The sequence below is a fragment of the Maribellus maritimus genome (assembly GCF_022267315.1).
Lineage (GTDB): Bacteria > Bacteroidota > Bacteroidia > Bacteroidales > Prolixibacteraceae > Draconibacterium > Draconibacterium maritimum.
The window spans coordinates 1-17,444 of record NZ_JAIKLE010000056.1 but is presented as its reverse complement, the minus strand read 5'-3'; the positions used below and the strand labels follow the sequence as shown (position 1 = coordinate 17,444).

Genomic DNA, 17,444 nt, shown 5'->3' with positions numbered 1-17,444 from the left:
TTATATTGTTTATGGGTACAACATAGGGACAACAAATTGATGTTTAAAGGTAAATAAATCCAATCTCATAACAAAGTAATATTTCATAATCTATTGATAATGAATATAGAAGAAAATATATGAGATTATATGATATTGAAACTATGCTGCCTTACAAGCAGGGGGTCACTGGTTCGAATCCAGTTGTTCCCACGAAAAAGGTCAACGAAAGTTGGCCTTTTTTGTTTTTATAATGTTCTTGGTCTCTTTCCTGTAGTAAACGAAATTTCAGAAGTTTGCCCTGTTTGCGTTAAACAATTTCTTCTTTCCAGCAGGAACTATGTAAATCAAGAAAGAATACTATTAAATAAACGTGATTTTGAGTTAAAAAATCTTTGTTCGTATTTTTTATTTGTCCATTAATATTATTTTCATTTTTTTAATTAATTGTACGTTCGTTATTATTCTTTTTGGGATGATTAATTGATATTGAGAAAAGATAAAGGTTGAGATTTTGTTGGTAGAAAGCATTTATTGTGTTGTTTCTTCCCTATATAGTCTTCGGCCCTCAAACAGACTAAACCGATTTTGTAAATGAATAATTTTAGAGTTTATCATGGTCAAATAGCAGGTCTTTTCCTGTTACTATTTGTTTTTTTATTTTCTTCTTCCAGTGTAAAAGGAGACAATGTAGCTGAGCCTTCCAATCTATTCAAAGATATATTCGAAATAATGAGTACTGATACCGACTCTGCGGTTCAGATGTCTGAAGAGATTTTGCTGAGACCAAATATCCAGGATTCCGTGAAAGCAAAAGCTAATTATTGTTTGGGAGTAGCATATTATTATAAAGGTTGGTATCATTTAAGCGCCAGCTATTATGAAAAATCGTTAAACAGTAATTTCTGCAAAACAAACGATGCTTTCAGGAGTAAGTGCTACAACAATATTGGTGTAGTATATGAAATGGCCGATGAATATGAGCGTGCCCTGGAAAATTATCTTGCCTCAATGAAAATTGATTTGTCGTTGGGAGATCTTGAAGGTGTAGCTCTTGTAAAAACAAATATTGGTTTACTTTATTACTACTTGAAGCAATTTGACAAGTCGCGCAAATACTCGGAGGAAGCAAAGGATTATTTTGAAAAAGAAGATAATTCTGAGGGATTGGGGTTAGTGCTGCACAATTTAGCTATACTGGAAGAGGAGTTGGAAAATTATAGCAAAGCGTACGAAAAACTGAAAGAATCCCTTACGCTTCATAAAAAAAACGGGAGTACTTATGAGTGTGCAAATATTTTAAACAATCTTGCTCTGGTTTCTTTGGAAATGAAAGATTTTGATAGTGCAATGAAATATTGTAACGAATCATCAGGATTGGCTGAGCAAAACAATTTTATATACCTGTTTAACAGAGCAAAAATAACAAAAGCACAAATATTTTTACGACAAGGTGATATAAAAGAGGCTGAAGTTGTTTTATCAAAAGTTGATACTTCAAACCTTAGAACAGAAGAGAGTAGGAGATTTTTAAAAATTGAAATTGCAGCGCGTAAAAAATCCATTGATGAATTTAATGAGGAATTGCAAGACTACGTAGCATTAAAGGATTCAGTTTTTAATGAAAAGATGGCAGCAGCAGTTAAACAGTTTGAAGTAAAATATAAGACTGAAGAAAAAATTAGCAAAATTGAAGACCAGGCAAAGCTTCTTAAACAGAAGCAAAAAAATTTAAAAATAGCCGTAGTTGTTATAACAATTCTTACCGGTTTACTGGTATTGGTATTTTTTTATAAAACAAGATTACACCATAGTTACCACGCATTATATTTAAAAGAAAAACAACAAAAAGACAATCTTTTCAAAATTAATAATATAAAGAGTGTAGAGAAAAAGGAAAGCTTCAGTGGCATGGAAGTAAACTCTGCTTATAATGAATTATGGGAAAAAATTCTGATCCAGATGAATAAAAGAGAACTTTACCTCAATTCAGCATTTACTTTGCAAGATTTGGTAAAAGCTGTAAACAGTAATAATAAATACATTTCAGAAACTATAAAAATTTACACAAAAAGTAATTTTAACCAATTTGTAAATTTTTACAGAGTGGAGAAAGCAAAAGATTTAATGAATAAATATCCTTTATACAGTACTCAGAGTATTGCCGAAATGTCCGGCTTTAATTCATTATCCAGTTTTTTTAGAGTATTTAAAGAACAAACGGGGTTGTCTCCAGGTAAATATCACGAAATAAACAAGCTGTAAGTTGTCTCTCCGTTTTGATTTATGACATAAGCTTTTCTTTTTGTATAAATGGCTTATAATTCTATCTCTAAGTTAGCATTAAACATAAAATGTCATTACGGTTTGATCAACATTTTAAATGTTGAGATGAGGCCTGTGATTATTGGATACACCGTTAATTTCCTGATTCATAGCCTGAAAATATACATTCCCAACTATCTGACTTTTGTTTTTCGTACTGTACATTATTGTATCAAATGTTCAATTTTAATCGGATATTACTATAAAATACAAATAGCTCTTTTTTTGTATTTGTGTTTTTTAATATGTTGTATTTTAGTGTGTTGTGAGTTATGTTTCCATCTTTTGAGATATCATTTCTGTTTTTTAAGAGTGCTAAGTTTTGTCGAATAATACTATTCAATTTACATTCACCCAAATTACAAACCAAAAATAGAATTCAAAAATAATCTTTCGTTGACGCATAAATAATATAGTTCTGTTTGATTTTACTGAATAGTTTACTGCTGTTGCATAAAAAAGAATTTTATGGGCTGCATGTTTTTGCAAATGGTTTACTCTTAATATAATATCGGAGAAATGAATAATATGTTTAAAAACGGAAAAAACGACCTTTCCTCATTTTTCAAGGGATTTTTAGCTTTTGTCTTTATCTCTCTTTTTACTTTTTATGATTTAAAAGCAGAGGATTTGGCTGTTGGTTATATTAGCAGTGCTAGTATAAGTCAACATTGTACGCAAACGGTAACGATAAAGGTTTACGTATGTGAATATGATGAAAGTGATACATGGGCCAATTTTGATGTATCAGTAAATAACAAAACCATTGCGTCTGTTTATGGGAACGATTTAAATGGAACATGGTCATTTAATTATGAGGACCCGGGGGCTTCGGTTACCAGGCAGCACGATGGCTTGCAATCAGTAAATTGGTGTACCGAGAATGATGGTGTTCCTGTAGAAGAAAACTCAGGAGATGCTGATCGTCTTGCCGTTGAGTTAATATTTACACCTACGCAAGAGATGATCGAGTCGGGGAAACTAAATATAAAGATTGAAAATTTGGATTGTAATACAGGAAATTCAGATAATTGTGGAGCGTTGGCCGGGAGCCAGAATGTTGAAGTAGAAATGGAATCTCCGGGAGTGCCAACAGGAGTGGTGCTTACCATCGACGATAACGCAAAAACAACGATAACCTGGAGTGATTCAAACGATGAATATTTTGATGGCGTTATTATTGAACGTGGCGGAATAATTGTGGCAACGGTTGAAAAAGGTACCGAAACATGGACCGATGAAAATGCAAATGAAAATCAGGAAGAATACAAAATAAGAGGATATCATTCAGTAGATAATGGTGGGTGTTATGTTTTGGGGCCGTATACCGATGATGTTGAAACTCCTGAACCTCCGGTAGTCATAAAACCTGTGGGGCTCAGTGCCACTACTGACAGGTGTGACGGAAATGTTTTATTAAGCTGGGATTATTATGGAGATGTTGAACCAACCCAGTTTGAAATTGACGCAGATGGAACAGTTTTGACAGCCAATGGAGATGAACGCGAATTGCTTCATGAAATTGGTGCTTATGGTTCTGTTAAATATAAAATCAGAGCCATTGGGCCAATTAATGAATCAGCCTGGACAAGTACTGTAACAGGAGTTACTTCGGGTAATCCTACCAAACCGACAAGTTTCAGTGCGAGCAGAACAAACCCTGACGAAAACAAGATTCGTTTATCATGGGAGGCTTCAAATTACCACAACAAATACCTTATTGTTAGAAATAGCACAAGTGGAACAACAGAATTTGAAATTGACGAAGATCAGGAAAGTTATATTGATAACTCTGTTAATGGTTGTGAAACCTACACATATGAGTTGTACGCCGCCAATAGATGTACAGATAACGACGGTCTGAAAGGCATAAGAGCGGATGCAGTTCCAGGCATCAGGTTAAATCCTGAACTGGATGAGTATATTGTTGACTTTGACGCTTCGAAGGCCTATTTCCCAGGAAAAATTGTTTTGGAATGGTCGGTAAAAGACGGGAATCTTTCTTTAGTTGATAATTTCAAAATTGAAAGAACAAAAGCCGGACAAAATGCTTATTCGGTTATTGGTACTGTTGAAGGGAAAAATTCTTTCGAAGATACAAATGCACTAGGTGGTGTTTTGTACGAGTATCGAATCACTGGAAAACTTCAGTGTGAAAATTCTGAAAATTCATCAAACTCAAAAATCGCCGTAGGATTTCGTATCCCTTATGGAATTATTAGCGGTAATATAAGCTATGAAAGTGGAGTAAACGTAAAGGGGGTAGAAGTTCTGGCCGAAAAAATTACATCATCTGTAGGAAATAGTCTAAGCTTTAGTGGTGGTTACGTAATAGTCCCTGATAACTCAAAACTCAATCCATCAGAATACCTGAATGTAGAAGCCTGGATACGTCCTGAAAGCATATCCGGAGAGGCGTCTATTGTGCAGAAAACAAGTGGTTCACTCGGGTATCGCCTTTATCAGTCAGACAATGATGTCGCTTTTGGCATTAATATAAATGGCATCTGGAATGAAATTTTAGTTCGGGATGTGCTTGTTGCAGGCGATTACATTCATGTTGCAGGAGTAAAAGACAGTGAAGGGATGAAGTTATATGTTAACGGAGTGCCTCCGCATAACACATATTACATACTGACCGATGAAGACATTATCTACCTTAATCAGGTGGGAATTGATTCGGATGTTGTAGCTGCATTGGAAGCCTCGTCTTTAATGAATAATGTGTATTCTGATATTTCCGGTTTCAGAAATAATTTAGAAAATGTATTGGGAGAAGATCAGGCGCAGTTGTTACTCCCGTTTTTAACTCCGGTTATCACCGAAAAAGAGTTGATTGCCGGAACTTATATGGATATAGCCGGAAACATTAATAATTCATCGGAAGCACTGGTTATTGGAGAAGGTTTTAATGGGCAGATTGATGAAATACGACTATGGAACGAGGACCGTAGTGCTGAAGATATCGACTATGATTATGCACGTGTTCTTGCCAGCGACGAGAGTGGGCTGGCTGCTTATTGGAGGTGTGACGAAAATTTTGGTTCCAGTGTATATGACGCTTCCAAAAGTAATGGCGAATTTCATCGAAATGACGGGATTTTTAGCGGTTCTGTGAGCTGGAGTAATGAAATACCCAACAAAGTTCAATTGGGGTGGATGGGAAAAACCGATGAAAATGGTGCATATATTATTCCTTATATTCCCTATTTAGGGAGTGGAGAGAATTTTACGCTTACCCCACGCTACGAACAACATCAGTTTGATCCTTCTTCCCGAACAGTGTTTATCGGTGAAGGAGCATCCGTTTTAAATGGACAGGATTTTACTGATGTTTCTTCCTTTGAAGTAAACGGGTCGGTCTCTTATGAAAATACAACTTGTGGTGTTGAAGGGGCGATTCTTTACGTTGACGGAGAAGCCGTAATGAAAAACGGAAGTGTAGTTTATTCTGATGCAAATGGCGAATTTGAAATAGATGTTCCTGTTGGAGACCATTATGTAAGTGTTGCAAAATCAGGGCATATTTTTGACAGTTATAAGTTTCCTCCAGGACCGGAGAGTGTTACTTTTGATTTTCAAGAACCTGTTTCAGGGCTTAGTTTTGTTGATAAAACAAAAGTTACCGTCTTGGGTAGAGTGGTTGGAGGAACCCGCGAAGGGGATAAAGATCCGGGTTTGGGCTTATCATCCAATAATATCGGCGTTGCGAATTTTACTTTTGAATCGGCAAAAGATTGTTATTCTTTTGACGTAAAAACTGATTCGCTGACAGGTGAGTTTTCCGCTGAACTCCCGCCAATGGTTTTTTTGATTAAAGATTTTGATGTCTCAAAAAATCCTGTGGTTGCAGAATATTTCTCTGAATTTCCCGAAGCTGATTTTTCTGTAATTAATGCGGAACAAACAGTTACGCATACCTATTCGGGAGTGGTGGGCGGTACAGTTACCATTGATGCAGAAAAAGAGATGGCTACAATAAAAATAGAAGGCGAAACTGCCGTTAATGTTTCTGTTTCAATTATAAACAACGGACAAACTGCACGCTTTACTTATAAAAATGACGTCTATCAGTTTCCTTTGAATCAAAGTTCTTCGGTTACATTTATTAATACTGAGTTTGAAGGAAGCAACAGAACTGATACCGCTATCTATAATTACGAGTATAATTTAATTTACAGAAGAGCACCTGAAATTAGAGTTACATCTCTTGATAGTGTGAGCGAATTTGCTGGTGAAACAAAAGTGAAATATGAAGATCCTGTGTCTAAAACCCTTAAAGAGTTTAATGTGGCTGAGAATCCTTTGTATTATCCTGTTTTTCAGCAGGGGGAAGATTATGGTCTAATCGTTTTTGCAGAAGAAGTGTATTATAACCAGGACATCTGCGATGGGATTAACGGATGTGATGAGACAATACTTGATAGGGTTCCTGTTGACGATGGTACGGTTACAATTAATAATCAGCTCGCAGTAGAAGAAAATCCGGGTGATTTAACTCTTGCCAATGGAAGCGTAATCTATGCTTTCCGGGGGGGAGAACCCAATCTTTTGACTGACGCAAACTACCCCTGGCGTGATTATACCAGTGTTTTAACCCTGGTGGTTAATGTCGATGGTGTTGGATACTCCTGGGAACCAGTTGATAGTAAGGCAAACTTGAGTTTTGAGTACCCGCTCAGTAATCTTCATGCCGACGATAAATATTTTAGGGGATATGTATTGGGTGCGAATGCAATAGAAGGGAGTGACTTTGTGACCAATGGCCCAAGTGTGGTAGATATGATTTTGAGAGATCCTCCCGGAAGTGAAAGTTATTCGTATCTGGAAGAAGGGTCAAGTTTTTCATATGAAGAGTCTCTTTCTACGAGTTTTTCTCTGTCTCAAAGCATGTCCAGACAAGTATCATTGGGAGCTGAATTCTCCACTGGTATAGGATATACGGTGGAAACAGAGGTGACCAACGATCTGAGTATAGGATTCACTTCTACAAAATCATGGAACAGCGATAAAACCTTAACAACTGAATATACGACAACAGAAGCCTGGCAAACCGATGATTCACCGGAATTGGCAGGCGCGGGCAGCGATTTATTTATGGGAGCATCCAAAAACTTTATTGTAAGTCTGGCAGATAATCTTACTATCTTGCCATCTGACTTTGTTGATGCACAAGGCTTGCCCAGCGCGGGTGAAGGAGCAGGAGGTTTTAAAGTCTGTCTGAATAAATCGTTGGTGGCTGCACCGTCTGGTGATGATACTTATTTTATTTATACTGCCGATCATATTGAAAACTATTTGATTCCTAATCTTATTGCACTGAGAAACAACTTGTTTGTAAACGATCCTGCGTATCAAAGTAATATTTCCCGTAGTAATGCGCTTTATGGGACAAATAATGATGATGTGCAATGGGGAAACAAAGCAACTACAACCGATCCTGTAAATACCGATATAACCAAAGATTATTCTGGAGCAAGCTACACTTTTATTCCTCCTGATTCCCTGGTTCTCAGTAGTGGAGAAAAGGTACCATCAAGTACGGATATGGTGCGTGAATACAATCAGCAGATAAGGTTGTGGCAGGAGGCACTGGAACGCAATGAAATGGAAAAATATCATGCAGAGTTGATACAGAATATTTCATATGATGCAGGCCCGACATTTGAAAAATCGGTAGAGACGACAGTAACACAGTCGAATACCTCAAGCTTTGAAGTTGGAGTAAATCCCGAAGTTATGAATGAACTGGGGGCTGAAGTTGGAGGAATAGGTAGTGGTATTAGCATGGGGCTCAGTTTTGATTATACCACAGGGAAGGCTTCTACTTCAACAAGCGTGGCTACAAATACTTTTGGATACGTGTTACATGACCCCGATCAAGGAGACTATTTTTCCGTGGATGTAATGGATGCAGGTACTGGAACGGGGCCGATATTCAAAATAAAGGGGGGAAGAAGTATGTGCCCCCACGAAACAGCAACAACATTGAATTATTATATTCCGGAAGAGTTCCTTATTTCGCAGGAACACCTAAATACTCTTCAAAGTATGGAAATAAGCGACGACTTATTAAAAATTCTTTCCTGGGATGGAAAAACAGGTTTGACAGATTTTGAAGACATTTCTTCTTTTGGCTTTAGTATCTCTGACGGTGTTAAAAACATAATTCCATCCGACGCTGATATTCAGGTTTATCAAATAAAAGACCGGGAATTTGAAAATAAATTTGATTTGGTTAATGCTGTTGAGGGCATGATAAATATGAATCTTGACTTTAGCCTGGGGGGAAACGAAAACTTGCTCGAAAGTGTGTCGGATAATTTGGATGGTCTTTCTCAGTCTGATATTCAGGATATGAGTAGTCAAATCGAAACAGATGGGAATAGTAGTTTTAGTAAGATATACATTTTTTCATCTGATAAAAGAGATGAATTACTGAGCGAATGGGCAAGGTACCGAAGTTATATTTATCAGATTGCCGGAGAGCCCGTAAAGAATGCAAAAAATACTACCGGTATTTCTACAGTAAGAAGAGAAGTTCCGGTGTTAACCACTTCAACGAGTTTAGTTGAAAATGTCCCCGACGATAACACGGCATATATATCATTACAACTTGGAAATAATTCCAATTCTGATGAAACCATGTGGTATGAGCTCCGTGTTTTGGAAGAGACTAATCCAAATGGAGCTGAAATATTACTTGATGGTGCAGCTGTTCAGCGTACATTTGAGATTCCCGCCGGAGAATATATAAATAAAACATTAACCGTAACAATCGGGCGTCCTGACGTGTTGGAATACGACGACATCCAGGTAGTGCTCTATTCTTCCTGTGAATGGGATTATCATACGAATGGATATTCGATGCCGGCCGAGGCAATTGACACTGCAACTTTTTCTGTGCATTTTGTTCCATCCTGTACCGATGTGGAAATTATCCGCCCGGATAACGACTTTGTGATCAACACCGAGGATGAGGTTTTTGTAAATGGAGTAAAAGAAACCAAGGTTCCGATTTTGTTGTCGGGCTACGACTTAAATAATGATATTTTTGAAAAGTTGAATTTTCAATTTAAGTCAGAAGCAGATCCTGACTGGATTGCGATGGAAGACTTATTCGTGGTTGCTGAAGAAGACCAGTTGGAAATTCCTGGAAACTACACTGCATTAGAGTGGGATTTATCAGGATACCCTGACGGGGAGTACAATTTAAGGGCAAAAACGTATTGTGGATACAACCCGGAAGGGAACGAAATTTTTGATCTCTCGGAAGTTTGGAATGGAGTAGTTGACCGACAAGCACCACAAGTATTTGGAACCCCTCAGCCGGCAGATGGCATTTTGTCTCCTGATGACGATGTAATTATTGAATTTAACGAAGATATTTACGGTGCGAAATTATCGGAATTGGCAAATTTTGATATTCGCGGTGTTTTAAATGGTACAGATTTACGTCACGATGTGAGCCTTGGTTTTAGAAATAATACTGAAGATTTTGTTCGTATTCCTGATGGTATAAATCTGGTAAACAAATCATTTACAATCGAGTTCTGGATGCAAACTTTACGCAGCGGAAAAGATGAGTGTATTTTTTCACAGGGAACTGACCCTGATAATTCGGTGTATATTGAATTAACATCAAGCGGTAAATTTAAATTTCATATTGGCGATAAAACATACTATGAAGATGGAGTATCAACGGCTGGTATTATAAATGAATGGCATCATTGGGCATTTATTTACGACCGTATTCGGACAGAAGTAATCGTAATGATGGATGGTGAACCGGTTGGGACAGCTGGACTAAACCCTTCTTATACCGGATATGGCGACGTCTATCTGGGAAAATCGATGATTGATAATTCAAAAACATTTAGTGGAAATATCCACGAGTTAAGAATATGGGAACGCCCGAGAACAGCCAGTAGTATAACTGCAAATATGCTGATAACGCTTAGTGGTAAAGAAACAGGCTTAATCGGGTACTGGCCGTTTGATGAAGCTTATGGTTCGCTGGGCGCCGAAAAAGTGCATCGCAGAAATGCCACTGTTAGTACCGAATGGCATATTACACCTACAGGTTATGCTGCTACCTTAAACGGCTCAACAGGACTTTTAAATATGGACTTTAGTGATGTCGCTTTCTCATCGGAGCAGGATTTTTCTATCGAGTTCTGGTTTAAAAGCGACGAAGGAAGTAATACTTGTTTGCTCTCGAATGGGTACGGCGATGAAAACGACGTTGTTTTGTATTATTATTCTCTCGAAAACCTGGCCTCAACTGCCAATGTTTTACCACTTGAAGATGGAGTAGAAAATTTATTAAAACCATTGGTTGGTAAAATATATCATAATGAGTCTGATTTTTTGGGAGCTATAGCTAACCATATGGGAATGGCCAAAGTTGAACAGTATAAAGAACAGTTGTTGCGTTTTGGGAAACACCTTCCTACATACTGGAGTATAAATACTGATGCTGGCGGTAATTTCCGGATCAACAACAACGGGAAAAGAATAAAATTTGAAGATGAGGCTAATTATTTTGATAATCAATGGCATCATTTTGCACTGGTGGTTCAGCGTGTTGGAAATACGCGTATTTACCTCGACGGTGAATTGAAATCATCGGAACCGAGTACCGAATGGAACGGATTTGGAGCTGCTCGTCTGTTTTTAGGAGCCAGGGGATTATTCAATCCCAATATATCAGGCTTTCAGTTTGACCAGTTTTTTAACGGTAGTTTAGACGAGGTTAGAATTTGGAGTTCAGCCCTAAAAAAAACACAGATTCAGAGAAATAGCAATACCCGTTTGGATGGCGATGAACTAGGCCTGGTTTCTTATTTTCCATTTGAAAGTTACGAGGAAGTGATGGAGGTTCCGCTGATAACAGGAACAAAACAGGATTTTATTACCAACTCACGCGCTGTGTCAACCAACCTTGGTGTCACCATTCAGGCTAGTGATGTGCCTAATGTTCAAATGATACGCCCCAGTTCTAAGGTTGATTTTAGTTTCGTTGCCCAGGATAATCGTGTGGCCTTTGTATTAAACGAGCCAAACGAAAAAATTGAAAATTGTATCCTGGATATCACTGTAAAAGATATTGAGGATATGCATGGAAACAAAATGGGTTCACCTGTTACTTGGAGTGCCTTTGTCGACCGAAATCAAATGAAATGGGGAGATGACAAATTTGATTTGGAAAAAGAGATATACGAGCCACTAACTTTCACAACGGAAATAATAAATAGCAGTGGGAAGCAGCAAGCTTTTAGTATTGAAAATCTGCCCGATTGGTGTACCGTTTCTCCACAGGAAGGAACACTCGATCCGCTTACTTCCCGGGAGATAACATTTACGGTGAGCGAAGGTGTTAACGTAGGAACATATAGCAAAGACATAAGCCTGGTTACCGATTTTGGCTATGATGAAAAATTGCAGGTAAACCTTCAGGTTTACAAACCGCTTCCTGCTGATTGGAAGATTACACCACAAAATTATGAACATTCGATGAATGTAATTGGTGTTGTTTCCGTAAATAAAGTGATTTCCGCAGACCCATACGACCGGGTTGCTGCATTTGTTGGTGATGAATGCCGGGGAATGGCAACGCTCAAATATATTGAAGATTACGATTTATATGAAGTTTATCTTGATGTATACAGCAACAAAGTGTATGGAGAGTATTTTGAACTACACATTTGGGATGCAAGTTCGGGACAGGAATTCAGAGCCATTACAGCAGACGGATTAAAGGAAGCGCCAGAAGAATATCCTAAACATTATGAGTTTATCGATAACAATATTTACGGATCTCCTTCTGAACCCATAAAGCTGGAAGCAAACAATACGATTATTCAAAAAATTGAAATGGCGAAAGGATGGAACTGGCTTTCTTGTAACCTGGCGCTCGATCGTAGTAAAACTCTTTCTCAAACACTTGATAATTATAGTTTTATTAATGGAGATATGATAAAAGGGCTTACCAGTTATACCGAATATTATGATTCTTGGATCGGTACTTTGAATTTTCTTGAGCCTGAGCAGATGTACATGTTCCAGGTTGGTGTTGCAGATACGCTTCAAATTACAGGCGTATCGCTTGATGCAGAATCTACACCGATACCAATTTTACGTGGATGGAACTGGATTGGCTATACTCCTTCAGTAAATGTTAGTATTAATGATGCACTCGGGAAATTTACTCCAAATCACGGGGATGTAATAAAGTCTCAGTTTTCGTTTTCAATGTACGATACATATATGGGATGGGTTGGAACACTCGAGTATTTGAGGCCAAACCAGGGATACAAATACAAATACCTGGAAAGTACCGTTACACCAGACGAACAACAATTGTTTTACCCCAAAGCAGGAACAATGTTAAAATCTGCTCCTGAAAATAAAGATGAAGACAATCCTGTGCCTAACTGGGCAGATTATCAATACACGATGTCACTGGTTGCAGTTGTTGAAGGTCCAAAAAAGCAGAACAACGAAGATCAGATAAGAGTTTACTTTGAAAACGAACTAAGAGGAGTAGCCTCTCCGCTTGAAGTCAGTGATGACAAGTTGATGTATTTCATAACCATATACAGTAACCGGTACGAAGAAGAACTCAATTTTGAATATATAACTGCTGACGGGATAGGTGTTGAGCTTTCTGAGACTTTGTTATTTAAGGACGATGTTGAAGGAAGTACCGATTTTCCTTTTGTTTTTTATGTAAGTAATGATTTGGTCAGTAGCAGCAACAATAATCTGGTGGGAGAAGCTGTGTACAATGTTTATCCCAATCCAGTTAAAAATAAAGTTACAATCAACATCGGGCAACCCGTGGCTTGTGATGTTGAAATAAGTATTCTGAATATGGAAGGTAAAAGACTGATGGTATTACCGGTTTTAAGAGGTCTGGATATTGTTAAAACAGTCGATCTTCAATCTTTTGCTTCCGGGGTTTATATGATGGAAATAAAAAGTCAGAATAATGTTATTTACAAAAAAATAGTAAAGGAATAACTCAAATAATTACATAAATGAAAAAAATAATAATCATAAATTTTTGTATCATATTTCTGTTTATATCAAAACTTTATGCTGCAGATTCGGCAGATCCTGATACCTGGACTGTTGTCCCGAATCAATATCAGTATTCAATGACTGTTACATCTGTACTGGTTTTTGGAACCGAAGAATCCAGGGATATGAATGATAAAATAGCGGCCTTTGTTGGAACGGAATGCAGAGGCGTCGCTAAGCCAATTACTTATCTACCCTCCGACGACCGTTATATAGCAAACCTGCTTATTTACAGTAATGAAACCAGTGGAGAGGAGGTTACAATTTACATGTATGATGATAGCGAAGACAAAGTGATTAAGGTTGCTGAAAAACTGCAATTCTCGGCCAACGCTACTTTTGGGCGCCCTAACGATCCCTATTTTTCGTTGACAACATACAATTTAAAATTATATATAAACGCGGATGGCTATCTGGTTGAAAATGCAGATGTTGAACTTGGAGGATATGGCACGATCAACACAACAGATCAGGGAATCGTTACTTTTTATGCTGTTGAACCAAGTGATTCGCTTTTGGTATCGGTAACCACTGCCGACTATGATTTTTATATTGATACCTTCGCTGTTGTTGATAAAAATGTTACTGAAACAATAGAACTCACTTTAACCCGGAATTACGTGGTTACAGGCCTTGACAATGCTCCGCTTGACAGCGCAAAAATAGAGCTCGAGAACCATGGTTCTGTGCTCACAAATGAAGAGGGAATAGCGCGCTTTTCCGGTATAAGACCAAACAGCAGATTAAATTATTCGGTTTCCTATGATAAATATGATGTTTTATTCGGGGCAGATCTTATTGAGGCACCAACCAATCAGAATAAAGATTTACAGCTTATTTTTACAACTCATGATGTTAATTTTATTATCACCGATAATGGAACTCCGGTTGCAAACGCCGAAGTAACTTTATCAGGATACGGTTCGGTTTTAACCAATGCTGTTGGAGTTGCACACTTTGGTGAGATTTTACCAGTCGACAGTCTGGCCTACACCATTGATGCAGCAAACTTCGATGTTTTTTCCGGAAGCGTGGATGTAAATAACGACATTAATCTCCCGATAGATTTAACACTCACTACCTTTAAGGTAACAATTAATCTTATGAATGGCGAACTTCCGGTTGAAAATGCAGAAGTCGTTCTTGATGGGTACGGTTTTCAAAAAACTGATGTTTACGGAAATGTGATTTTCCCCCAAGTATTAATTAACGACCAAATAAACTATTCAGTAAGTGCGGATGGGTATAACCAGACAGGCGGCAGTATCGCCGTCGTTGATCAGGATGTTAATAAAAAGGTTTCTTTAAAGTATACAACCTATTCAGCTACTTTTAATGTATCCGATGGTGAAAACCCGGTAGCCGGGAGCAATATCGTTTTAACTTTACCGGCATCTCCGGTAGTGGAGGATTTTGACAACTCAATGATGCCTGATTATTTAAACACTTCCGGGAATAATAGCTGGAATGTTGACACTTCTGAAGTTTTTATGGGGATTTATTCTTTGTGTTCAGGAAAAATATACGACAACCAATCGTCTGAAGTGCAATTTCAAAAGACCGTGAAGCCGGGAATATTTTCGTTTTTTGCAAAAGTTTCTGCTGAAGAAAGCTACGATTACCTGGTTTTTTATATTGATGGAGAAGAAAAAGAGAGATGGTCGGGTGAAACAGAGTGGTTTTATGCTGACTATTTATTAGAAGAAGGAACGCATACTTTTAAATGGAGCTACAAAAAAGATGGTTCAAACACCGAAGGCAAAGACTGTGTCTGGGTAGATTATATCAAATTTCCATCGGCGTCAATGAATCAGGTTGCAAAAACAACTGATGTTGCCGGCAGAGCCGTATTTAACGGTTTAATGCCAGGAAAAGGGCAACTTGAATACACTGTTTCAAATAACAATTATAACCCCGCTTCTGGTTATGTAAATATTGTAGACAGGAATGTTGTAGAGAATATTGACTTGAATGTACATCTTGTTTTTAAGATTAATAAAGAATTTGATGGTGAATTTTTAGAGACAGATTCGGTTTATCTCAAAAACTACGGGAAAATGCAGATTAATCAGCAAGGGATTGCATCTTTTAATAACGTCATTCCTGCCAATACCCTGGAATATAAAATTCAATGTAATGGTTACGATGAACTGACCGGAAATGTTGAAGCAGTGGTTAACGATACTATCGATGCTCTGTTACAGTTAACCCGGTATAACGTAAGCTTTCAGTTAAGTTATAAAAGTGAACCTCTTGCCGGGATGGCTATCGATTTGGAAGGCTATGAAACCCAATATTCCGACAATGATGGTATTGTTAAGATTGAAAATGTTATTCCCGGAAGTATCAATTATCGTATTGACCATGCAGACTATCTACAAACCGAAGGCACAGTTGAACTTACGACAGAGAATGTATTGGTTTCTCTGGAAATAGTGCCGGTATTTAATGTTTCTTTTCAGATAAAATCAGATGCGGAATCGGGTAGTGTGCCAATTTCGAATGCGAGTGTTTATTTAATAGAACTGGAAAGAGAAGCGATTTCTGATGAAAATGGAATTGCCGTTTTTGATGAAATGGTTCCTGCTGAAAGTATTCGTTATTCGGTTGAAGCGGAAGGTTACAATGGAACAACAGGAAACTTTTCTGTTAACAACGAAGATGCGACCGAAAATGCAATTCTGTCTTTGATTTATGAGTTAAAAGCCACAAACCTGGTTACTCCAAACGGCGACGGAAAAAACGACTATTGGGAAATATATAATCAGGAAAGATATGCTCATTTTATAGTCCGAATATTTTCACCTAAAGGAGAGAAGCTCTTTGAAACAGATAATTATACAAACAACAAATGGGATGGTAAATACAATGGGAATTCACTGCCTGTTGGTATATATTATTACATTATTTCAACTCCCGATAACAGTGCCGTTTTCAAAGGTATAATCAACTTAATTTATTAAAAACAGCATAAAATGAAAAAATATATACTACTCGGACTCTTTTTGTATTTTAATTTGTTTTTGATGGCACAATTGCCCGTTAGCCATAGTTTATTTCACGAAAATGCTTATGCGATTAATCCATCAGCAATATTTCAGGACGATTATTTAAACCTCAATGCAAATGTAAAACAGTCTTATGTTGGCTATGAGGATGCTCCTTTAACCCAATCGATAAGCTTTAATGGCGCTGTTTCTGATAAAGTAGGCTTGGGTTTATTTCTTCTCAATGGGAGCCAGGGAGCCTTCACTATAAATGATTTGAAGGGGTCCTATGCTTATCGTGTAAAGTTTGCAGAAAAGCATTTTCTAAATTTGGGTTTATCACTTGGAATGTCGTGGTACAAAATGGATATTAATAAAATTGATGTAATGGATTTAGATGATCCTTATATCATTAATTCTGCCTATTACAACGAGAAGTTTTTTATTAATGAAATAGGTGCATTGTATCAGTACCGAAGTTTTCAGATGGGATTGTCGGCTCCGTATTTTATACAAGCCGATTATCAGCATTTTTATGCCTACACAAGTGTTGATATTGGGTCAAAAGAAGAGGATGGTTTTAAAATCACACCGATAGTTTTATGTCAGTATCTTCCCTATGGAGTCAACCAACTGGATATAACACTAAAATTTAGATTTAAACCGGTTTGGTTTGCAGCAACGTATAGCACTGAGGAAAATATTTTGATGGGAATGGGCTTAAATTTTAAAAACTTTAAATTGGGATATACCTACGAAATGAACAATCAGTACATGGATAATATTGCTCACAGTAACCAGGAAGTAATGTTAACTTATCGTTTTAAAAGAAAAAAGAAAATTGTACCGGCAGAAATGCAAAATATAGAGCTAAATAATGAGACCGAGAATTAACATTTTTTGTCTTCTGATGCTATAATAGACATTCATACGGGATTGGATTTGAGCCAATTGTTTTTACAAAGAAGGTCATTAATACCATTTTAAATACAAAATGCCGCATTGAAATTTTTTAGGTAGTGTTTGTTTCCGGTTATTGACATTATGGTTTCGGGTTGCATTTCTATT

Annotated in this window: 4 protein-coding genes and 1 tRNA gene; all 5 read left to right on the top strand. The window is 37.3% G+C overall.

The genetic code is table 11. The features are described 5' to 3' along the window. The first annotated feature begins 121 nt into the window (after positions 1-121). The 5 genes from K5G00_RS26955 to K5G00_RS26935 all read left to right on the top strand — a co-directional run bounded on the left by K5G00_RS26955 (position 122) and on the right by K5G00_RS26935 (position 17,270). Positions 122-192, top strand: a tRNA-Val gene (locus K5G00_RS26955). Between the two features lie 381 nt (positions 193-573). Next, on the top strand, positions 574-2,244 hold the full coding sequence (locus K5G00_RS26950) for an AraC family transcriptional regulator (RefSeq protein WP_238769600.1): 1,671 nt from the start codon (positions 574-576) through the stop codon (positions 2,242-2,244). Between the two features lie 579 nt (positions 2,245-2,823). Further along, the gene (locus tag K5G00_RS26945) at positions 2,824-13,329 is read left to right on the top strand and encodes a LamG-like jellyroll fold domain-containing protein (RefSeq protein ID WP_238769599.1); all 10,506 of its coding nucleotides are present in this window, start codon (positions 2,824-2,826) and stop codon (positions 13,327-13,329) included. A 17-nt stretch (positions 13,330-13,346) separates the two neighbouring features. Beyond that, the gene (locus K5G00_RS26940; protein ID WP_238769598.1) at positions 13,347-16,352 is read left to right on the top strand and encodes a gliding motility-associated C-terminal domain-containing protein; all 3,006 of its coding nucleotides are present in this window, start codon (positions 13,347-13,349) and stop codon (positions 16,350-16,352) included. 12 nt (positions 16,353-16,364) lie between these two features. Further along, complete coding sequence (locus tag K5G00_RS26935; protein ID WP_238769597.1) at positions 16,365-17,270, top strand: PorP/SprF family type IX secretion system membrane protein; 906 nt, start codon at positions 16,365-16,367, stop codon at positions 17,268-17,270. Positions 17,271-17,444 lie beyond the last annotated feature (174 nt).